17 protein-coding genes are annotated in these 16,042 nt (G+C 70.3%); 8 read left to right on the top strand and 9 right to left on the bottom strand.

All coding sequences use genetic code 11. From position 1 onward, the window contains the following. The first annotated feature begins 22 nt into the window (after positions 1–22). Positions 23–649: a hypothetical protein gene (locus tag ACSIH6_RS28035; protein WP_435111336.1), complete on the top strand. Its 627-nt coding sequence runs from the start codon at positions 23–25 to the stop codon at positions 647–649. Next, complete coding sequence (locus ACSIH6_RS28030; RefSeq protein WP_435111335.1) at positions 646–1,593, top strand: hypothetical protein; 948 nt, start codon at positions 646–648, stop codon at positions 1,591–1,593. The genes ACSIH6_RS28035 and ACSIH6_RS28030 overlap by 4 nt, the downstream gene beginning before the upstream one ends. Before the next feature lie 52 nt (positions 1,594–1,645). Here ACSIH6_RS28030 and ACSIH6_RS28025 read toward each other — a convergent pair whose 3' ends face one another. From ACSIH6_RS28025 to ACSIH6_RS28015, 3 genes are read right to left on the bottom strand one after another with little or no spacing between them, the layout of a single operon-like run. Continuing rightward, positions 1,646–1,939, bottom strand: coding sequence for a hypothetical protein (locus tag ACSIH6_RS28025; protein ID WP_435111334.1), 294 nt, complete (start codon positions 1,937–1,939; stop codon positions 1,646–1,648). Continuing rightward, the gene (locus ACSIH6_RS28020; protein WP_435111333.1) at positions 1,936–2,259 is read right to left on the bottom strand and encodes a hypothetical protein; all 324 of its coding nucleotides are present in this window, start codon (positions 2,257–2,259) and stop codon (positions 1,936–1,938) included. Before ACSIH6_RS28020 ends, ACSIH6_RS28025 begins: the two co-directional genes overlap by 4 nt. Then, entirely contained in the window at positions 2,256–2,507 is a 252-nt protein-coding gene (locus ACSIH6_RS28015; protein ID WP_435111332.1) for a hypothetical protein, read from the bottom strand. The genes ACSIH6_RS28020 and ACSIH6_RS28015 overlap by 4 nt, the downstream gene beginning before the upstream one ends. A gap of 125 nt (positions 2,508–2,632) precedes the next feature. On the opposite strand from ACSIH6_RS28015, the gene ACSIH6_RS28010 reads away from it, so the two are divergent. The 6 genes from ACSIH6_RS28010 (at position 2,633) to ACSIH6_RS27985 (ending at position 5,505) form a co-directional block, all read left to right on the top strand. Then, a complete protein-coding gene (locus ACSIH6_RS28010) occupies positions 2,633–3,031 on the top strand; it encodes a hypothetical protein (RefSeq protein ID WP_435111331.1) in 399 nt (132 codons plus the stop codon). A 66-nt stretch (positions 3,032–3,097) separates the two neighbouring features. After that, the gene (locus tag ACSIH6_RS28005) at positions 3,098–3,370 is read left to right on the top strand and encodes a hypothetical protein (RefSeq protein ID WP_435111330.1); all 273 of its coding nucleotides are present in this window, start codon (positions 3,098–3,100) and stop codon (positions 3,368–3,370) included. A gap of 55 nt (positions 3,371–3,425) precedes the next feature. After that, entirely contained in the window at positions 3,426–3,773 is a 348-nt protein-coding gene (locus tag ACSIH6_RS28000) for a DUF3846 domain-containing protein (RefSeq protein WP_435111329.1), read from the top strand. Between the two features lie 18 nt (positions 3,774–3,791). Next, positions 3,792–4,187 (top strand): hypothetical protein, encoded by a 396-nt coding sequence (locus ACSIH6_RS27995; RefSeq protein ID WP_435111328.1) that lies wholly within the window; start codon positions 3,792–3,794, stop codon positions 4,185–4,187. Beyond that, positions 4,187–4,771: a hypothetical protein gene (locus ACSIH6_RS27990; protein ID WP_435111327.1), complete on the top strand. Its 585-nt coding sequence runs from the start codon at positions 4,187–4,189 to the stop codon at positions 4,769–4,771. The genes ACSIH6_RS27995 and ACSIH6_RS27990 overlap by 1 nt, the downstream gene beginning before the upstream one ends. After that, positions 4,771–5,505 (top strand): hypothetical protein, encoded by a 735-nt coding sequence (locus tag ACSIH6_RS27985; protein WP_435111326.1) that lies wholly within the window; start codon positions 4,771–4,773, stop codon positions 5,503–5,505. The genes ACSIH6_RS27990 and ACSIH6_RS27985 overlap by 1 nt, the downstream gene beginning before the upstream one ends. Positions 5,506–5,752: 247 nt before the next feature. Here ACSIH6_RS27985 and ACSIH6_RS27980 read toward each other — a convergent pair whose 3' ends face one another. From ACSIH6_RS27980 to ACSIH6_RS27955, 6 genes are all read right to left on the bottom strand, one after another. Then, positions 5,753–6,370, bottom strand: coding sequence for a hypothetical protein (locus ACSIH6_RS27980; RefSeq protein WP_435111325.1), 618 nt, complete (start codon positions 6,368–6,370; stop codon positions 5,753–5,755). Between the two features lie 71 nt (positions 6,371–6,441). Beyond that, positions 6,442–8,289, bottom strand: a complete 1,848-nt coding sequence (locus tag ACSIH6_RS27975; RefSeq protein ID WP_435111324.1) for a glycerophosphodiester phosphodiesterase — start codon at positions 8,287–8,289, stop codon at positions 6,442–6,444. Next, positions 8,282–8,467: a hypothetical protein gene (locus ACSIH6_RS27970; RefSeq protein WP_435111323.1), complete on the bottom strand. Its 186-nt coding sequence runs from the start codon at positions 8,465–8,467 to the stop codon at positions 8,282–8,284. Before ACSIH6_RS27970 ends, ACSIH6_RS27975 begins: the two co-directional genes overlap by 8 nt. Further along, positions 8,467–9,633 (bottom strand): hypothetical protein, encoded by a 1,167-nt coding sequence (locus ACSIH6_RS27965; protein WP_435111322.1) that lies wholly within the window; start codon positions 9,631–9,633, stop codon positions 8,467–8,469. The genes ACSIH6_RS27970 and ACSIH6_RS27965 overlap by 1 nt, the downstream gene beginning before the upstream one ends. Before the next feature lies 1 nt (position 9,634). Next, positions 9,635–10,885: a hypothetical protein gene (locus ACSIH6_RS27960; protein ID WP_435111321.1), complete on the bottom strand. Its 1,251-nt coding sequence runs from the start codon at positions 10,883–10,885 to the stop codon at positions 9,635–9,637. A gap of 10 nt (positions 10,886–10,895) precedes the next feature. Further along, the gene (locus tag ACSIH6_RS27955) at positions 10,896–16,001 is read right to left on the bottom strand and encodes a phage tail protein (RefSeq protein ID WP_435111320.1); all 5,106 of its coding nucleotides are present in this window, start codon (positions 15,999–16,001) and stop codon (positions 10,896–10,898) included. Positions 16,002–16,042 lie beyond the last annotated feature (41 nt).

Below are 16,042 nucleotides of genomic sequence, written 5' to 3'. Positions count from 1 at the left end.
CCACCCACGTAAGGAGGCCATCGTGGCCGCACTCGTTCACCCTGTCGGGTCCACCGTGATGGCCCGCGACGGCCGCATCCGCGGCGGCCAGCCCGCCTTCGAGCTCCGGCGCGCCGTGGTCACCGGCCACGTCACCGGCGCGGCCGTGCCCGGCTACACCGTGCGCTTCGCCGCAGGACACCGCCGCTACGTCACCACCCACGAGGTACTGCCCGCACCATCGCTGGACTACCCCACCGACCAGCACCTGACCGGTGTGGCGTTGCGCGCCGCCTCACGCACCAGCCGCGTGCCCGCCGGAGTGAGCCTGCTGATCAACACCGCCCTGGTCACCGGCAAGGACATCGAGGTCCTGGACTACACGAGCAACCCGCTCGAAGTCACCCTGCGGCGCATGCGCTTGGGCAGGGCCGCCTACGCGCTCGCCGAAGCGGTCGAGGCGGCCCAGGAGACCACCGGCCGTGCCGACCTGAACGAGCATCTGGAAGCCCTGAACGAGATCGGCGTCAACCACCGGGCCTGCGCCTGGGACCTGTCCCACGAAGCCGCTGCCCTGGTCATGCACGCCGAGGACCTGCTGGATCTGGTCACAACCGACAGCGCACTCGCCAACGCCATCAACACCCACCTGGAGAGGAAGACCTGTTGAGCGCCTACACGCCCATCCCGGCCAACCGACTTCCTGAGCTGCGGCACACCCTGGTCGGCTACACCCGCACCGTCACCGCTGGCCTGTGGGCAAGCATGCTCGCCCTCCGTGAGGGAGGCACCTTCCACATCCCCACCAAGTGGGTGCACCTGCCTATCCCCCAGATCGCGCAGAACCTTGCCAATGACGAGGCCGACCGCCTGGAGCGGGCCCGTCTGTTCAGCATCACGCCGCAGGCGACCGAAGAAGCCCGCCAGGCCGGAGAGCTTCTGCCGCGGTTCTCCCTGCACCCGGCGCACCTGCCCTCCCCGTATGGATTTCTGGTCTGGCAGGACCCCATCGACACCGCCGCCACCGACGACGGAACGGTCGAGCCGGTGGTGGCCTGTTCGTGGGGCCCCTACGACCAGGACCTGGTCTGGGTGTCGTTCTACGTCGACGGCACCGCGGTCCGAGACCGCCTCTCCCGCGAGGTCCGCGACCGCATCCAGCTGCACACGTTCGGGTACGAGCGCGAGATCCTGGTGCCGTTCGGGCAGGGCCGCTGGTGGTCCGAGCGGCCGGGGATGGAGCGCGCGGCCCGTGAGTACGAGAAGCCGGTACGGACGCTGCTGGCGACCTGGCTGCACATGGGCCAGAAGCGCATCACCGAGACCACCGAGGTGGACGCCGACCGCAAGACGAAGGTGGCGCGCACCGTGGCCAAGCGGGGCCGCCCGTTGCCGAGCGTGCGGGTGGTGGACCTGCGTCCGTGGCAGCCTTGCAGGTCCGAGGCGGGCGCCAGCGGCCGCAGGCTCGATAAGCGGGTGGACGTGACCGCGCACTGGCGCCGACGCCCGCACACCAGCGGGTTGGAGCCGGACGACATGGTGTGGGTACGCAGCCACGGCCGCGGCCCGGAGGACGCCCCGCGCGCAGGAGGGCACATCGTCACCCGGGTGTGAACGCGCTGTGGCCCCGACACCTGAACGGTGTCGGGGCCACAGCGGGAGGGCGCTACTCCTTCGGAGTGGGGCGCGAGAGGGATCCGGCGATGCACATCAGTCCTGCCATCAGAGAGAGCACCCCCAGAACGCTCCACCAGCCGCCCGCCCACAGCCCCCACACGGCCAGACCGAGGAAGGTCGCGCCGAAGGACGCGGCGAGGAAGACCGTGGCCGGGTCGCGCCGCGACGGCGTGGCCCCGGGGGCCGGCACTGTCCAGGTGCCCTCGACCTTCACGCCGGCGTCGACCAGGGCGCGGGTGGCCTCTCGGCTGCGGTCGTCGGGCACACCGATCCATGCGGTCACGGCGTCTCGCCTTCCTCGTCGTCCTCGTAGGGGTAGATGAGCGGCCACTCCGGCAGGAGCGATTCCCAGTACTCGATCTTGACGCCCAGATGGGCGAAGCGCGGGTCCCGTGCGAGCTTCTCGACCTGCGCTGTGAAGTCGTTCCAGGCGCGGATCCCCTCGTGCGGATTCTCCTCGTCGTGGAGACGGACGGACGCTTTGAGCTCGGCGTACTTGCTCTTCTTCTTCACCGGGGTGTCCTTGTGCGCGGCCGCTGCGCGGGTGCGGTCTGTGGCGTCGTGGCCATCATGGCATCCCCGCAGCGTCGGCAGCGTACTCATTGGCCTGAGGGGGTCTTGAGGTACTTGCCTTCGCGGACGTCGTCGATGTGTGTGCGGGACTTGCCGCTGGCCTTGACGAGCTTGCCGATGAAGCCGTGCGGGGGCTTGCCGACTTCCCCGCGGTTCTCGGGGAAGGCCTGGTGGATCTCCTGGTTGAGCTGGTCGGTGAGCTCCTGTTTGCGTTTCTCCAAGTCGGCGATCTGGCGGCTGATGTCGGCGATGCGGTCCAGGCGCTCCTCGGGTGTCATGACCCCAGGGTCTCACAGTCACTGCGACTCACAATCCCAAATTCGCAGTGACTTGTAAATTCGCAGGCACTGTGAAATACTGAGGTCATCAGCAAGGGGACAGCACCACTTCGGGGAGACCAGCGATGACCAGCACCAACACCACCAGCACCGCCATCCAGAGCCGCTGCTGCGAGTGCGGCCGCCTGCTGCACAACCCCTCCGCCGACGGCTACGGCCCCAAGTGCCGCCGCAAGACCCGCCGCTCCGTGCAGGCCGAGGTCCTGTCCGGTCACTCCACGCGGGTGGCGGGCAAGGCCGCCCTGGTCCTGAAGCGCCGCCGGGCCATCACCGCGACCGGCCCCGACACCTACACCGTGCGCGGCTCCTTCAAGGCCCTCTACACCGTCGTGATCGCGCCCGAGCTGGACGGCAAGGTCGCCGAGATCTGCTCGTGCACCGCCGGGCACTACGGCAAGGAGTGCAACCACGTGGTGGCGGTCCGCGCCCTGGTCGCCGTTCGCGAGCACGGCCTGGCCGCCTGATCCACTCCGCCCCAGGGGGGCCGGTCCCGCCACCGGCCCCCACCGACCACCCCACGGAAGGCCGACATGACCGCCACCCTCACCGCCGCCCCGACCACCTGCGCGGCCTCCGTGGAGCTGCCCGCCCCCTTCGTCCTGACCCACCACGTCCCGGCCCTGACCGTGGACTACACCGGCACCGCCAACTGCCGCGACTGCGGGGCCGACCTGGGCGCGATGAAGACCCTGGCGGGCGGCTGGGTGGACCTGGCCGCGATCGACAAAGAGGCCTACAAGCTTCTCGACGCGCACCTGGCCTCGGACGAGGCCACCCGCGACTGCCTCGCTGACTGCGAGTAACGCCCCTGTCCCGCCCACCCGGGCGGGGCTCGAAAGCACCCCGAAGGGAATGCCGGTGCAGCCGACCAGTCTCCTGATCCACCCGGACGAGACCATCACCGCCCGCACGCTCACCACCGAGGAACTCGCCCACCCGAGCACGGTCCTGGGCTGCGAGACGGCCGACGTCATGTACCTGGAAGCAGGCGCGGCCCTGTGGGTGGACGAGAACTACCTGGACCGGGACCGGGAGGAGTTCAACGCCGGGGCGACCTTCCTGTCCCGCGAGCACGGCTTCCAGGTGCTTTCCCTGCGCGGCCCGGCCCTGCTGTGCGCGATCAACGACGACGGGTCGATCGACAACCTCTCCGCCGACGCCGCGACCGCCCTCCAGGCCGCGCTCCACCGCCTCCTGACCACCTGACCTTAGAAAGCAACGCCCGTGACCGCTTCGCCCAACCGCACCGTCTGGCAGCAGATCTACGGCCAGCGCGCCGACCGGCCCGGCCTGATCCTGGCCAGGGCCTACGCCATGGCCCAGGCCGGACGGTGGAACCAGATGCGCTCCTACCTGGTCTGGGAGCTGGACCAGCCCGTGTACGGCGACCCGTCCATGGCCGAGGTGTTCCGGCTGCGCAACGCCGTCGCCCACGCCGACGACCTGACCGGGTTCGTCTACGGGCACATGGTCAGCGCCCGGCTGCGCCACGGACGCGGTCACCTCGAAGAGGCCACGGCCCGAGTCGGATGGCTGCTGGAGCTGATCCCCGAGTCCCACCCCGAGCACGCCACGGTGCTCGACGTGTACCGCCAGCTGACCACCCAGGGGAGCTGCTGATGAGCACGCACACCGTCATCGCGGACGTGGCCCAGGCTGCCAGCAACTACCTCACCACCGCCCAGCAGATGGACATCTGCGCCCCGGGCTCGGTCCGCCAGGCACTGGAAGCGCGCCAGCGGTGGGTGGACGCGCGACTGGCCGCCGCGCCGAAGGACGACCCTGTGCTCGACGCCCCGTGCCACTGGCCTCCGGCCGTGGGCGACCTGTTGGCCACCCCGGACGGACAGCTGTGGGTCGCTGAAGGCCCGGACCTGGTCCAGCACGGGGAGACGAACGAGCAATGCACCGTTGACCAGATGCGCCGCCGGGGAGGAGTCGTGCTCTACCACGGCCGTGACCGGTACTCCCTCGTGGAGGAAGCGCTGTCAGCCTGCTTCCCCTTGGGCAGCCGTGTGAGTCACCCCAGCATCCCAGGAGCGGTCGGGGTGGTCACGGTCCCGCCGTCATGGGACGCCATCAGCGACGGTGGCGGCCTGCCCTGGATCGCCTCCCGCTACACCGAGGGCATCGTCTACATCGACGGGTTCCGCCGAAGTGGGTGGTGGGTGGGTTCCTTCCTGCGCCCGGCGTCAGAGGCGTGATGGATCCACGCATCCTGGACTACGTCCGCACGGTCTACACCACGTTGCTGCACGCTGAGGATGACTATCTCACCAAGGCCACGGCGATCACCTACGACCTCTCCGCTCCCATCCTGCGCGAGGTGATGGCGGTCCGGCGCCGGTGGATCGAGGCCACCGTCGAGGCCGCCGAGGCCAGTTGCTTCCTGGCCCAGACCGCGCAGGAACCAGTGCAGTGGGTCGCGTGGTTCGGTCACGCCCTGGTCGACCGGCTCGACCACCGCCCCGCCCCACGCGCTTGGCCCCCCGGTGAGGGGGACCTGGCGCTGACCCCCGACGGGCAACTGTGGACGTGCGACGCCGACGCCGACCTGGGGATGAGTTTGCGCACCCCGGAATCCCATCACCTGAGCGAGTTGCTCCGGCGGGGTGCGGTCGCTCTGTCCTACGAGTGCCGCCGCCCTCTGGTCGAGGAAGCGCTCGCTTCCCGCTTCCCCATCGGCAGCCCCGTGGTCCGCGCCGGTGACGCGCACCCGATCGGAGTGGTCTCGCGGCCTCCCTACTGGGCTCCGGTCTCAGCGCAGTCCGGCTGTGAGCACTTCACCGAGGACGGCTACGAGATACCCACGGCCTGTGACGACGTCGACCAACCCTGGATCTCGACGCAAGACCTTCCCCAAGACGTGGTCTATGTGTCTGGTGGCCCTCTGGGGGATCACTGGTGGGACGCCCGCCTCATCCGCCCGGGAACGTAGAGGCGTCGAACCGTGACACGGACTCGTCCGGTGTGCCACTCTGCTCATGGCCAGGACCCCCACGGGTCTGTCCAACTCCAGTTCCTGGCCGCCCCCATGTGCCGGTCCCTCGTACCGTCCCCGAGGCTCCCTCCCGGCACGACAAGAGGCGGGCGCCGCGTTGACTCCCCGCGGCCGCCCGCCTCTCCTCTTCTTCACCGTCCGTGACGCCAGCGCCCGCAACCCCGAGGCGAGCCCCTACACAGGGTCACTGCTGGCTGGTGAGCCATTCCTCCAGCTCCACCAGCTCACCCGTGTCCTCCTCCGGCGCCGTCCACCGGACCATGGCCCCGTCGAGGTCGGTGAAGGTCAGCTCTCCCCCGCGGCCCGGCAGGTCGAACGTGGCGTAGCCAACCGTCGGCTCCTCCCCGGGCAGCAGCGGGGTGTCGGCGTACACCTCCGGGACCGCGCCCATCCACGGGGCCGTACCCGCGTGACCGCCGTCTCCACGCCCGTGCTCCTGGCCGCCAGCGCGCCACCCCCACTCTTGGGAAATGGAGGCCGCCTCCTCTCCTTGGACGGCGGCCTCGTAGCGCACCACCGCGAACACCTCGCGGGAGGGGTGGTCGTGCTCGGTCGGGCTGGTGATCTCCTCGGTGGTGACGTAGCGCAGCCCCACCGGAGTCAGCTCGACCTGTCCTGTGCCCGCGGGCACGGCGACCTGGGTGCCCCACTCCACCGGGTCGGCGACGACCGGGCCCTGCGTTTGCTCAGTGCCCGCCTCGACCTCCTGTGAGGCGGGGTCCGTCTCCTGCGGTGTGCTGGTGCATCCGGTGGCCACGAGGGCTCCCACTACCGCCAGCCCAGCTACTACCGTGCGCGCCATGACGACTCCGATCCGTATCAGCGGCTCCTGGTGTGGATCGTAGAGCCCACTCCGCACGGCGGGGAGCGGTTTCACACAGCTGAGTCCCCCGGACCCATCCCGGGGCGCCCTGGCACGTCCTGCACGGGCGGTTTCTCGCTCGGCAGCGGCGCGGTCATCGACACGCGCTCGCCCGGGTCGCTGTTGGAGTAGATCTCCAGGTTGCGCCAGGCCACTGCGAAAGGTGACCAACTCCCGTCGGCGTTGGTCTCCTTCTTGTACCAGCTGGTATAAGGGCCCCTCAAAGAGGAGTCGGTGACGGTAGCGCTGACCTGCACCTGGCCTGAGGCGGTCAGTTTCGAGAACGTCACGCTCTCGGGGGTGACGGTCAACCGCACCCGGTAGAACACGTCCTCCGCCAGCTGAGGGCCCTGCTGACGGTGGTTGGCGATGATGGAACCGTTCTCCCACCGCTCGACGTAGACCGCGCCCGTCCACGACAAGCCCGCGATCCAGAACGGGTCGCCAGCGTTGGCCCGGTCCTCGTGCGCGCGGTCATCGGGCAGCCCCAGCAGCAGGCCCGCGGTGCGGTTCTGCGACGGGGTGTCCCGGTAGCTCATGTCGATCTCGAGCGTGTAGTCGTCGGGCCAGGGAATCGGGTTCACGAATCCCATGGAGACGTCGAAGATTCCGGACGGGGTTCGGTAAGGCGTGCCGTCCGGCTCGTCCTGCGCGGTTGCTCCCCGCAGGGGCATGTAGAAGGAGCGCGACGAGCTGTACTCGATGGGGAAGTAGAAGCCGCGGCCCTGGTTGGGCCAGTACACCTCCCCCGGCACGCCTGGGCCTGACGGGAGGTTGATGCGCTGATCGGTCCAGTAGCCCATGACGCCGGGCTGTACCTGCGGGTAGTCCAAGGGTTCGGCCATCGTCTTGGAGCGGTACCGGTCCGGGTCGGCCGTCATGTACAGGGCGTCGTCGGAGAGGCAACCGCGGGCGCCGATCTCGTCCAGGTACTCCCAGTCGTAATGGCGGTTGCACATGTACCCGATGGTGTGGATCCCCGCGGTGGCGTAGGCGACGAACTGGTCGGTGGTCACGAGCCCCACCCGGCCCGACATCCACTCCACACCCCGGTCCAGCAGTAGAGAAGGAGGGTTTTCATCGGCTGAGGCCGCGTCGGGCACGACAAGCCAGGTGGGGATGTTCGCGGTCACGAAGGGTTCCAGGTCGTCGATGATCCTGGAGGAAACGATGATGGCTTCCTGGGCGCAGTACCTGTAAATGTGGGAGAGCACTTTGTGCGGGAAGGCCTCGGAGTAGGGAGGGATGAGCTCCAGGTTCAGGACTGCCCGGCGCCCCACCGTGTCCAGTACTTCGGCCAGCGTGACGCCTCCTACGCGGTCGCGCTCTCCGAACCCGAAGAAGCCATGGCGACCGCCGAGATTCAGTGTGGAGCTGGGGTTCCACCCCGTGCGGATGGGCACGTTCTTGTACCCGCCCACGCCCATACCGGCCAGGGTGATCCCCGGGATGCCCGTCTGGTTCGTCATGGTCTCGCTGGGGTAGCAGACCGGGGTCCCGTCGCCGAGCTCACGGACCAGAGCGTGGGATCCGTCCAGGCCCAGCTCGACGGCCCTGCGGAAAGACGTCAGGGTGTGGTCGGGGGCCAGCAGGCGCCCGGCGCCGCCGCGGCCGAACACCAGCCGTTCGGTGGGCAGGTTGCCCACGCTGATGCCGCAGGTGTCCTGGGACTCGCCCTCCCTGCAGGGCACGAACAGGCCGCCGTCACTACCGAAGCGGACGCAGTTCGCTGCGTCGCGGGACGCCCTCACCGAGATGGTGGTGGGGTCGGCCAGGGACCCGTTGCCCGGGGCAGCTATGCCCTGGCCGGCGTGGATGATGCAGTTGCAGGCGTTGGCTCCGCCAGAGCACCTAGCCATCGTTTTCTCCTTGGGTGTGAAGGGTGCTGCTGGTCTGGCCGAGGGTGACCACGACCTCGGCGCAGCGCACCGACCGGGGCCGGTGGGGGCGGGCCAGGCGGGCCAGGGCCGCGGGGAGCGCTTCGCGCTCGGGAGCGGAAAGGCGCTCTCCCGGCTCGGTCAGGTCCGGGGGCTGCATCAGGGGGCCTCCAGGTCGTCTTGGTCGGTGGGGCCGCCGATCTGCACGAGGGAGACCTGTACTTTCTCCCCGGTGGCGTCCCACTCGACGGTGACGCGGGTCAAGCGCATGGCGGCCTGGATGGCGAGCGGGGGCTGGGTGCCGACGGCCAGGTCGATGCGTGCGCCGGGCACGAGTCGGTGTATGGAGATGGGGGTGGCGGCGTCCAGGCGGGAGCTGTCGGCGGGGCGCACCACGAGCGGTGGCCGTGACATCTGGGTGTGGCGGGACTGGGCGGCACGGCGCAGCGCGGCGTTGGTCTGCGCGCGCGAGAGCGCGTCCTCTCCGGAGGGCTCCCACTCCCCCGAGCTGGTGAGGTTGTAGGGGTAGCTGGTCTGCACCAGGTGGTCGACGAGCCCGTAGACGGGCGAGTAGCCTCCCACCGCTTCCACGTGCTGCCAGACCCCGTTCTGGGCTTGCGGTGCGGCGAACACGCGGCTCGCGTAGTCGTCGGCGGAGGAGACGACGTGGATGTCGCCGAGCAGGTGCTCGCCGGTGATGGCGCCCTGCGGGGTGGTGCTGGCGGTCGCCGGGGCGTCGAAGTACACGGTGCGGCCGATGGTGGTCCAGTCCACTCCAAGTCCGGCGACCTCGGAGAGCTCGTCGGCGCCGTAGCGGGAGTAGGCCTGGATGGTGCGTGAGGTGCTGCGTCCGGCGGGCCGGGTGACGATGTGGTCGAGCACGTTGGGGTCGCGGGTGGCGAGCGAGGACTCCAGCACGGCGCGGCCGACCTCGGACAGGTCGGTGTCGGTGAGCTTGCGGGTGCGCTGCAGTAGGCGGCGTGCGGGGTAGCCGACGACGTCGACGGCCGACAGTTCCACTCGGACGGGTTGGTTGCCGGAGATGGTGACGTCGCGCAGGTTCACCGGGCCCTGCCACACCGCGGTGCCGTCCCGGTACAGGGTCAGCTCGTGCACCCACTCGTAGGTCTCCAGCAGTCGGGCCATGCACCCGGCGCCAACACCGGAGGCCGCCACCGAGACCGAGGCGGCGCTGATCTTGCGGCGCTCACGCGACCAGCGCACGGACTCAATTTTGTCCAGATAGGCATACACGCGCTGGCCGCCTCGCCAGTGGATCGTGGCGGTGTACTCGGAGGCGCATCCCAAGATCTCGCCGGAGGCCATGTCAGATCACCGCCTGGCGGGAGGCCATGTCGATGTTGACCCGCACGTTGTCGGCTGCTCCGTGGCGCTGCCAGAGCACCTCCACGCACAGTCCGTTGGCGCAGGAGATGACGGGCCAGGAGAACAGCCCGCCGTTGGGGCCGAAGGGGGTGGGCTCGGACAGGGCCAGGCCGCGGCCGCCGGAGCAGTCCAGGACGGTGCGCTGGCGTCGCCCGTCCAGGGTGAGCACGGACCCGGCGGGCAGGTAGGCGACGTTGGCTTCCCCGCATGCCAGGCAGCGGTCGATGAACCGTGAGCAGGGGGCGCCGGTGGGGTTGGCGTAGAAGCGCACGCTGAGCCTGCGCAAGGGGGCGTCGCCGGTCTCCACTCGCACGATCGGCACGGTGTCGTAGGCCGCGGCGACCCCGCCCGGGGCGACGGAGAACATCGTGCGCTGGGCTTGGAAGCCGGTGGTGGGCCAGCACGGGTCCACCGGCTGCGGTGGCAGGGGCGGCAGGGGCGGAGGCGGGCAGTCCGGGTCGTAGGCGCACGGCGGGGCGTCCACGCATTCGGCCTCGATGCCGCCCGGGGGGACACGGACGATGTCCTGGACGCCGTCGCGGTGGTCGAGCTCGATGTAGGGGTCGGAGTAGAGGTAGGAGTTGCCCGCCACCAGCACGAACTCCGTGGCCTGGTACCAGACCTCCTCGGAGGCCTTGAACAACGCGGTCGGAGTGGGGCCTTCCAGCAGGCCGGTGTCGTACAGGTGCCGCACCGCCCGGTCGCCTTCGGCCGCGGTGGAGGGGCACCAGGCGAACAGGCACGCCTCGCTGCCCCAGCAGTCGTCGTCTCCTTCGAGCTGAGAGGCCAGCCACGCCGATCCGTAGGACAGCCCGGCCTGGGAGCGCGCCACGAGGGTCACCTTGATGGTGAACTCGCGCCGCCGGTGACGGAGGGCCCCGATGTTGGCTCCCCCCAGGGCCAGGTCGACGGGGGTGCGCGAGGCGGTGCCCACGCTGAGGCCTTCCCCGTCAAGGCCGACTATGCCCAGGAAGTCCGCGGACTCGGGAACCGCGGGGTCCACCCAGGGGGCGCCGTCGCTGACGGGGTCCTGGCCGTACCCGGGGAAGTCGTCGTCGCCCTCGATGGCTTGAGCCAGGCCGGGGCAGGAACAGCCGACCTGGGCGCCCCCGCATCCACCGACGGTGTAGGCCTGGACGCGTGCGGTGTTGACGATCTCCACCCCGCCCAACATGAGCCAGTTCATGTCCATGGTGGTCCTCCTAGACGCCGGACTGCTGCACGAGCCGGTCCACGACCCGGACCGCGATCTGTTGGGGGTCGGAGGCCACGGTGTTGACGGTGATGGGGGCGTACACCCGCGGCCGGTCGTCGGTGTCGGTGTCACGGCCGCGCACGCCCAGGGCCCGTTGGAGCGCGCCGATCTGGTCGATGGGCACCAGCGGGGAGCGGGCGACCTGGGCGCTCTGGTGCTCGACGGCGCGCACCAGCCGGGACACTCGCTCCTCTTGGGCGTAGGTGCGGATCGACTCCGGTTTGCCGGTCTTGTTGGAGACCAGGTAGGTGCCCGGCCACAGGGTGCCGCCGCCGTCGTAGAGCAGTCCCTCGCCGCCCATGCGGGAGTTACGGATGCGGCCCATGGCGGCGAGCCCGTACCGGTGGGAGTAGAGGCTGTTGTTCCATCCGCGGGCGGCCGGGCCGAAGACGGCGCCGCGTGAGCCGCGGGACTCGAAGTTGTACTTGCCGGCCAGGGTGCCGGACATGTGGCCGACGTTGGCGTGGGTGACGCCGACCATCAGCGGGGAGGGCAGGTTGCGGATGTAGCCGCCGTAGGAGCGGCCGGTGAAGGGGTGGGTGGTGTACCTGCGCCTGTAGGGGGTTTGGCCCAGCAGCACGTTGTGCACCGCCGAGACGATCCCGGAGCAGTCGTAGCCCGCGGGTCCGACACCACCCCAGATGTAGGGCTTGCCCTGCTGTGCTCGGGCGAAGGCGATGGCGGCGCCGATGCGGCCGCCGACGGATCCGCCGAAGTTGGCCCAGTCCCCGATCCCGTCGAGGGAGAACAGGTTGCCCGCTTCCTTGACGAGGATGTCGACCATGCCCTTGGGGATCTTGGCGAGCTGGCTGGTCCATGTGCTGCCCCAGCCGGGCATCTGCTTGTAGTCCATGATCTGGTCCAGCAGCCGACGCAGGGTTCCGCTGGGGTCCTCCAGGAAGGCGAACATGCCCTCACCGAAGTCGTCCTTGGCGGAGTTGAGCCAGGACGCGACTCCCGACAGGGGGCCGGTGACGTTGCCGAGGATGCCTCCGCGCGCGAAGCGCTGGGCGAACCCTCCCCCGCCGGCGGCCGGGGCGACACGCGGCACGCTCATGCCGGTGAAGGGGTTCTGCCCGGCGAAGAGCATCGCCAGGGCGCGGCGGACCGCGGCGACGCCGCCGGACTGCGCCAGCTTGTTGAGCATGAGGGTGGTCTTGGGTCCCCAGGCGCGCGTGACTTCCGGTCGCAGCACGGACTCGCCGCCGCTGAAAGCGGCCATGGGCATGGCGTGGACGTCGCGGCCGGGGGTGTAACCCGAGAAGACGCCGCCGCCGTTGCCGGGGAAGATGCCGCCCTTGGCGAACGCGACGGTGTAGGAGGGCAGGGCGGGGCCGTCGAACTTGTCGACCACTTTGCCCCAAACGCCGCGAAGCCAGTCGTTGTAGGCCGTGTTGACCACCCACTCGATGGGCTCGCCCACGGCCGAGCGCAGTTTGCCCCAGGCCACCGCCACCCCGGCGCGGGCTGCGTCGAACGCGGCGATCACCGCGCGCCGCAGGGAGTCGACCGGGGTCATCACCCGCGTGTACAGGTTCTGGGCCTGAGTGGTGGCCCAGGTGACGATGTGCGACCAGGTGGTCTCTGCGTTGGTGCGCAGGTTCGTCCAGGTCGAGGTCCAGCTGCCCAGCAGGTTGGCGAGCCCCTGGGTGAAGCTCAGGCGCAGTTGCGCGAGGGCGGTGGTGCCCCAGACGTAGAGCTGGGCGCCGAAGTTGAGGACCGCTGCCAGCACGCGCCCTGGCAGCGCCTGGAACCACAGCACGATTCGGTTGATGCCTTCGCCGATGGCTTGGCCCGCGGCGAGGGCCATGTTGGTGAAGCTCTCGTGCGCCCACTTGATGAGCTCCCAGGCGATCACGCCCAGGACCAGAAGGATCGACGCCAGCAGGCCGAGCAGGAGCGCGGGGATACCCAGTGCCACGACGGTGGCCGCGATGGCCAGGCCGCGCAGGATCTGGGGCCCGTAGTCGACCATGAACCCCGCGATCTTGGGGGGTAGCTCGCGGAGCCAGGCCAAGATCGCGGCGCCGTCGCCGATGCGCTCGCGCACGATGCCGGGGATGCGCTGGATGTGCTCGGCGATGGTCTCGCCGAGCTCCTGCAGGCGCTCCACGGCGACGGAGGCCAGGTCGGAGAACCACTGGCCCCACCCGTCGGTGACACCCAGAGCGGTCTCGATCCGGCCGGGCAGACCCTCGAACCACTCGCCGACGGTGTCGCCTAGGACACGCAGCCCGTCGAGGGCGTAGCCGGGCAGCTTCTTGAGCTGCTCAACGAGCCACGGACCGAAGGTCTCACCGACCCAGTCCAGGCCGTCCAGGACGATGCTCGGGACGCGCTCGAGCTGGCGGATGAGGAAGCCGCCGATGTTCTCGCCGATGTCGCTGAGGTTGGAGAAGTAGGAGCCGACCAGGTCTCCGGCGTCGGACAGGGACCGGTCGCCGGTGATGAGGTCGAGCAGGAAGTTCCAGGACTCCCCGATCTGGTCGAAGATCGGCTCCAGGACGCCCCAGGCGGTGCTGGCGGCGTCCTGCAGGGCTTCCCAGGCGGTGGCGATACCGCCGTCCCCTTGGGCGGCCACGACCAGTCGGTCCCAGCCTTCGCGGAAGGCGGTCAGGACCTCCCCGATCCGGTCGCCGCCGTCCTCGAAGACGCCGGTGATCCGGGACCAGGCTGAGGTCACCACGTCCCGGAAGGTCTCCGAGCGCTGCCAGAGCTGCTGGATGCCCAGAGCGAGCAGGCCCAGGGCGGTGATGATCCAGCCGACGACGGGGATGGAGCGGATCCCGAGTGCGATCGCGGTGAAGCTCTTCGACAGCAGGGTGTTGGCCAGCGCCACGCCCAGGGCGACGAGCCGGTAGGTGCCGAAGATGGCCACGATCGACCCGACCGCGATGCCCAGGGTGCGGACCAGTTCCTCGTTCTCACCGAGCCAGGTCGCGAACTCGCGCAGGCTCCCCTCCGCGAAGCCCAGGCGCTCCAGCAGGGCGCTGGCGAAGTCGACGATCGTTTCGCGGGCTTCGGTGAAGCCGATGACGAAGCCCTCGACGAAGGGCTCGATGGCTCCCAGGAGCGGGGTCAGGTCGTCCAGCAGGGAGGCGATGAAGTCGCCGGCCATGGCGAATCCGGCGCCGAAGTCCTCCAGCAGTGGGGTCGCGGCGACGATGCCGTTGGAGACTTCGCGCAGGTAGCGGCGGGAGAACTCGCCCAGGGCGGACGCGGCGGTGGACAGGCCGCCGGTGAAGCCCTCCCACAGGGGGGTCAGGGCCTCCAGGGCAGGGGCGAGGTCGCGGCTGATGCCGTCCTGGGCCAGGGTGGCCCGGGTGAACAGCTCCAGCAGGGCCGCGGTGACGTTGAAGATCCCGGCGACGAGGTTGGCGAACCCGTCGTGGTCGGCGGCGGCGAACAGTTCCTGCATCGCGACTGAGAGCCGCTCCAGGGACGCGCCGAGTCGCGGGCCGAGCACGCCCAGCATCTCGGCGAAGGCCTCGCTTCCGGCCTGAAAGGCCGGTCCCAGGGAGCGTGCTGACCCGGTGACGTCGGAGAAGAACGTGGTCAGCGCGGGGCCCAGGGCGACGAATCCGGCTTCGAAGGAGGGCGCCCAGGAGTCGAACAGGCCGGTCAGGTCGTTGGCGAGGGCGACCAGGGAGCGCTCGATCGGCCCGGCGACGCCGGTCATCACCTCGCCCACGTGCGAGGCCATGTTCGAGAACGCGGTCTGCACCTGCTCGGCTTGGGCGGCCGCGACGATGCCGATGGTGGCGATGCCGCCGCCGAGGATGCCCGCGGAGATCGACCCTAGCCATGCGCCCAGGGCGGGCAGGGTCGTCAGCATCAGCGCGGTCGCGCCGGAGAACAGCGCTGCGCTGGTCGCGGCGAGGGTGAAGGCCTTGGCGACCACGCCCAGGCCGCCGACCAGGCGGCGGGCGGTGGTGGCCACGTCTCCCAGGGCGCCGCCCAGGCCGACGATCAAGCGCTGGGATCCGGCGAAGTTGTTGCCGGTGAGGAAGGTGAAGGTCGAGGACAGGTTGTCGGTCGCGCGGCGGGCGATGCCGCCCAGGGTTCCCAGGCGGCCCGAGAACGCGGACGCCGCGGCGTTGGCGTCCAGATAGCCGTCGCGGACGCGGCCGAGCCCGTTGGTGACCGCGTCCAGAGCACGGCGGGCGGTGCCGCCGACGGTGCCCAGGCGGCCGGAGAACGCGGAGGCGGCGGCGTCGGCCGAGACGAACCCGTCACGGACCCGGCCCAGGCCGTCGGCGGCCCGCTGGGTGAGGTCGAACAGGGGGTTCAGGGCCCGCCGGGCGACACCTCCCAGCGTCCCCAGGCGCCCGGAGAACACCGACGCGGCGGCGTCAGCGTTCATGAACCCGTCGCGGACACGGCCCAGACCCTCGGTGATCTGGCGCGGGAGGACCAGGGCCGGTTCGAGGGCGCGGCGGATCTGCCCGCCGAGGGTTCCCAAACGCCCGGAGAACGCGGACGCGGCGGCGTCGGCGTTCATGAACCCGTCGCGGACACGGCCCAGACCGTTCGAGAACTGCTCGATGAGGGCGATGCCGGGGTTCAGGGCGCGGCGGATCTGCCCGCCCAGCGTTCCTAGGCGGCCGGAGAACGCGGAGGCGGCCACCTCGGCCGAGATGAACCCGTCGCGGACCCGCCCTAAGGCGTTGGCGGCCCGTTCGGCGAGGACCACCGTGGTGGTCAAGGCTCGTCGGGCGGCTCCGCCCAGGGTGCCCATGCGCCCCGACAGTGCGGACGCGGCCACCTCGGCGTCTTCGAACCCGGCGCGGAACCGGTCCAGGGAGCGTTGCGCGGCGGTGAACGCGCGCTGGGCGCCGCGGCCGATACCGGTGAGCGCGCGGTTGATCTGTCGGGCGCTGACCAGGACCGCGGCGACGGCGGCGCCGCCCATGATCGTGCCGATGCGGCGGCCGCTGTCACGGGAGGCGCGGTCAGCAGAGGCGCTGGCGTCGTGGATCTTGCGCCGCAGGTCCTCGTCGAAGCCGTCGGTCTCGGCGATGACTTCTACGGCCGCCGTAGCGAGCACAGTCACGCGGGGACTCCAAATCCGGTGGATTCGAGTCGCCCGGCACT

The sequence above is a fragment of the Nocardiopsis synnemataformans genome, from assembly GCF_965343085.1.
GTDB lineage: Bacteria > Actinomycetota > Actinomycetes > Streptosporangiales > Streptosporangiaceae > Nocardiopsis > Nocardiopsis alborubida.
This window is presented reverse-complemented; position numbering and strand designations above follow the sequence as displayed.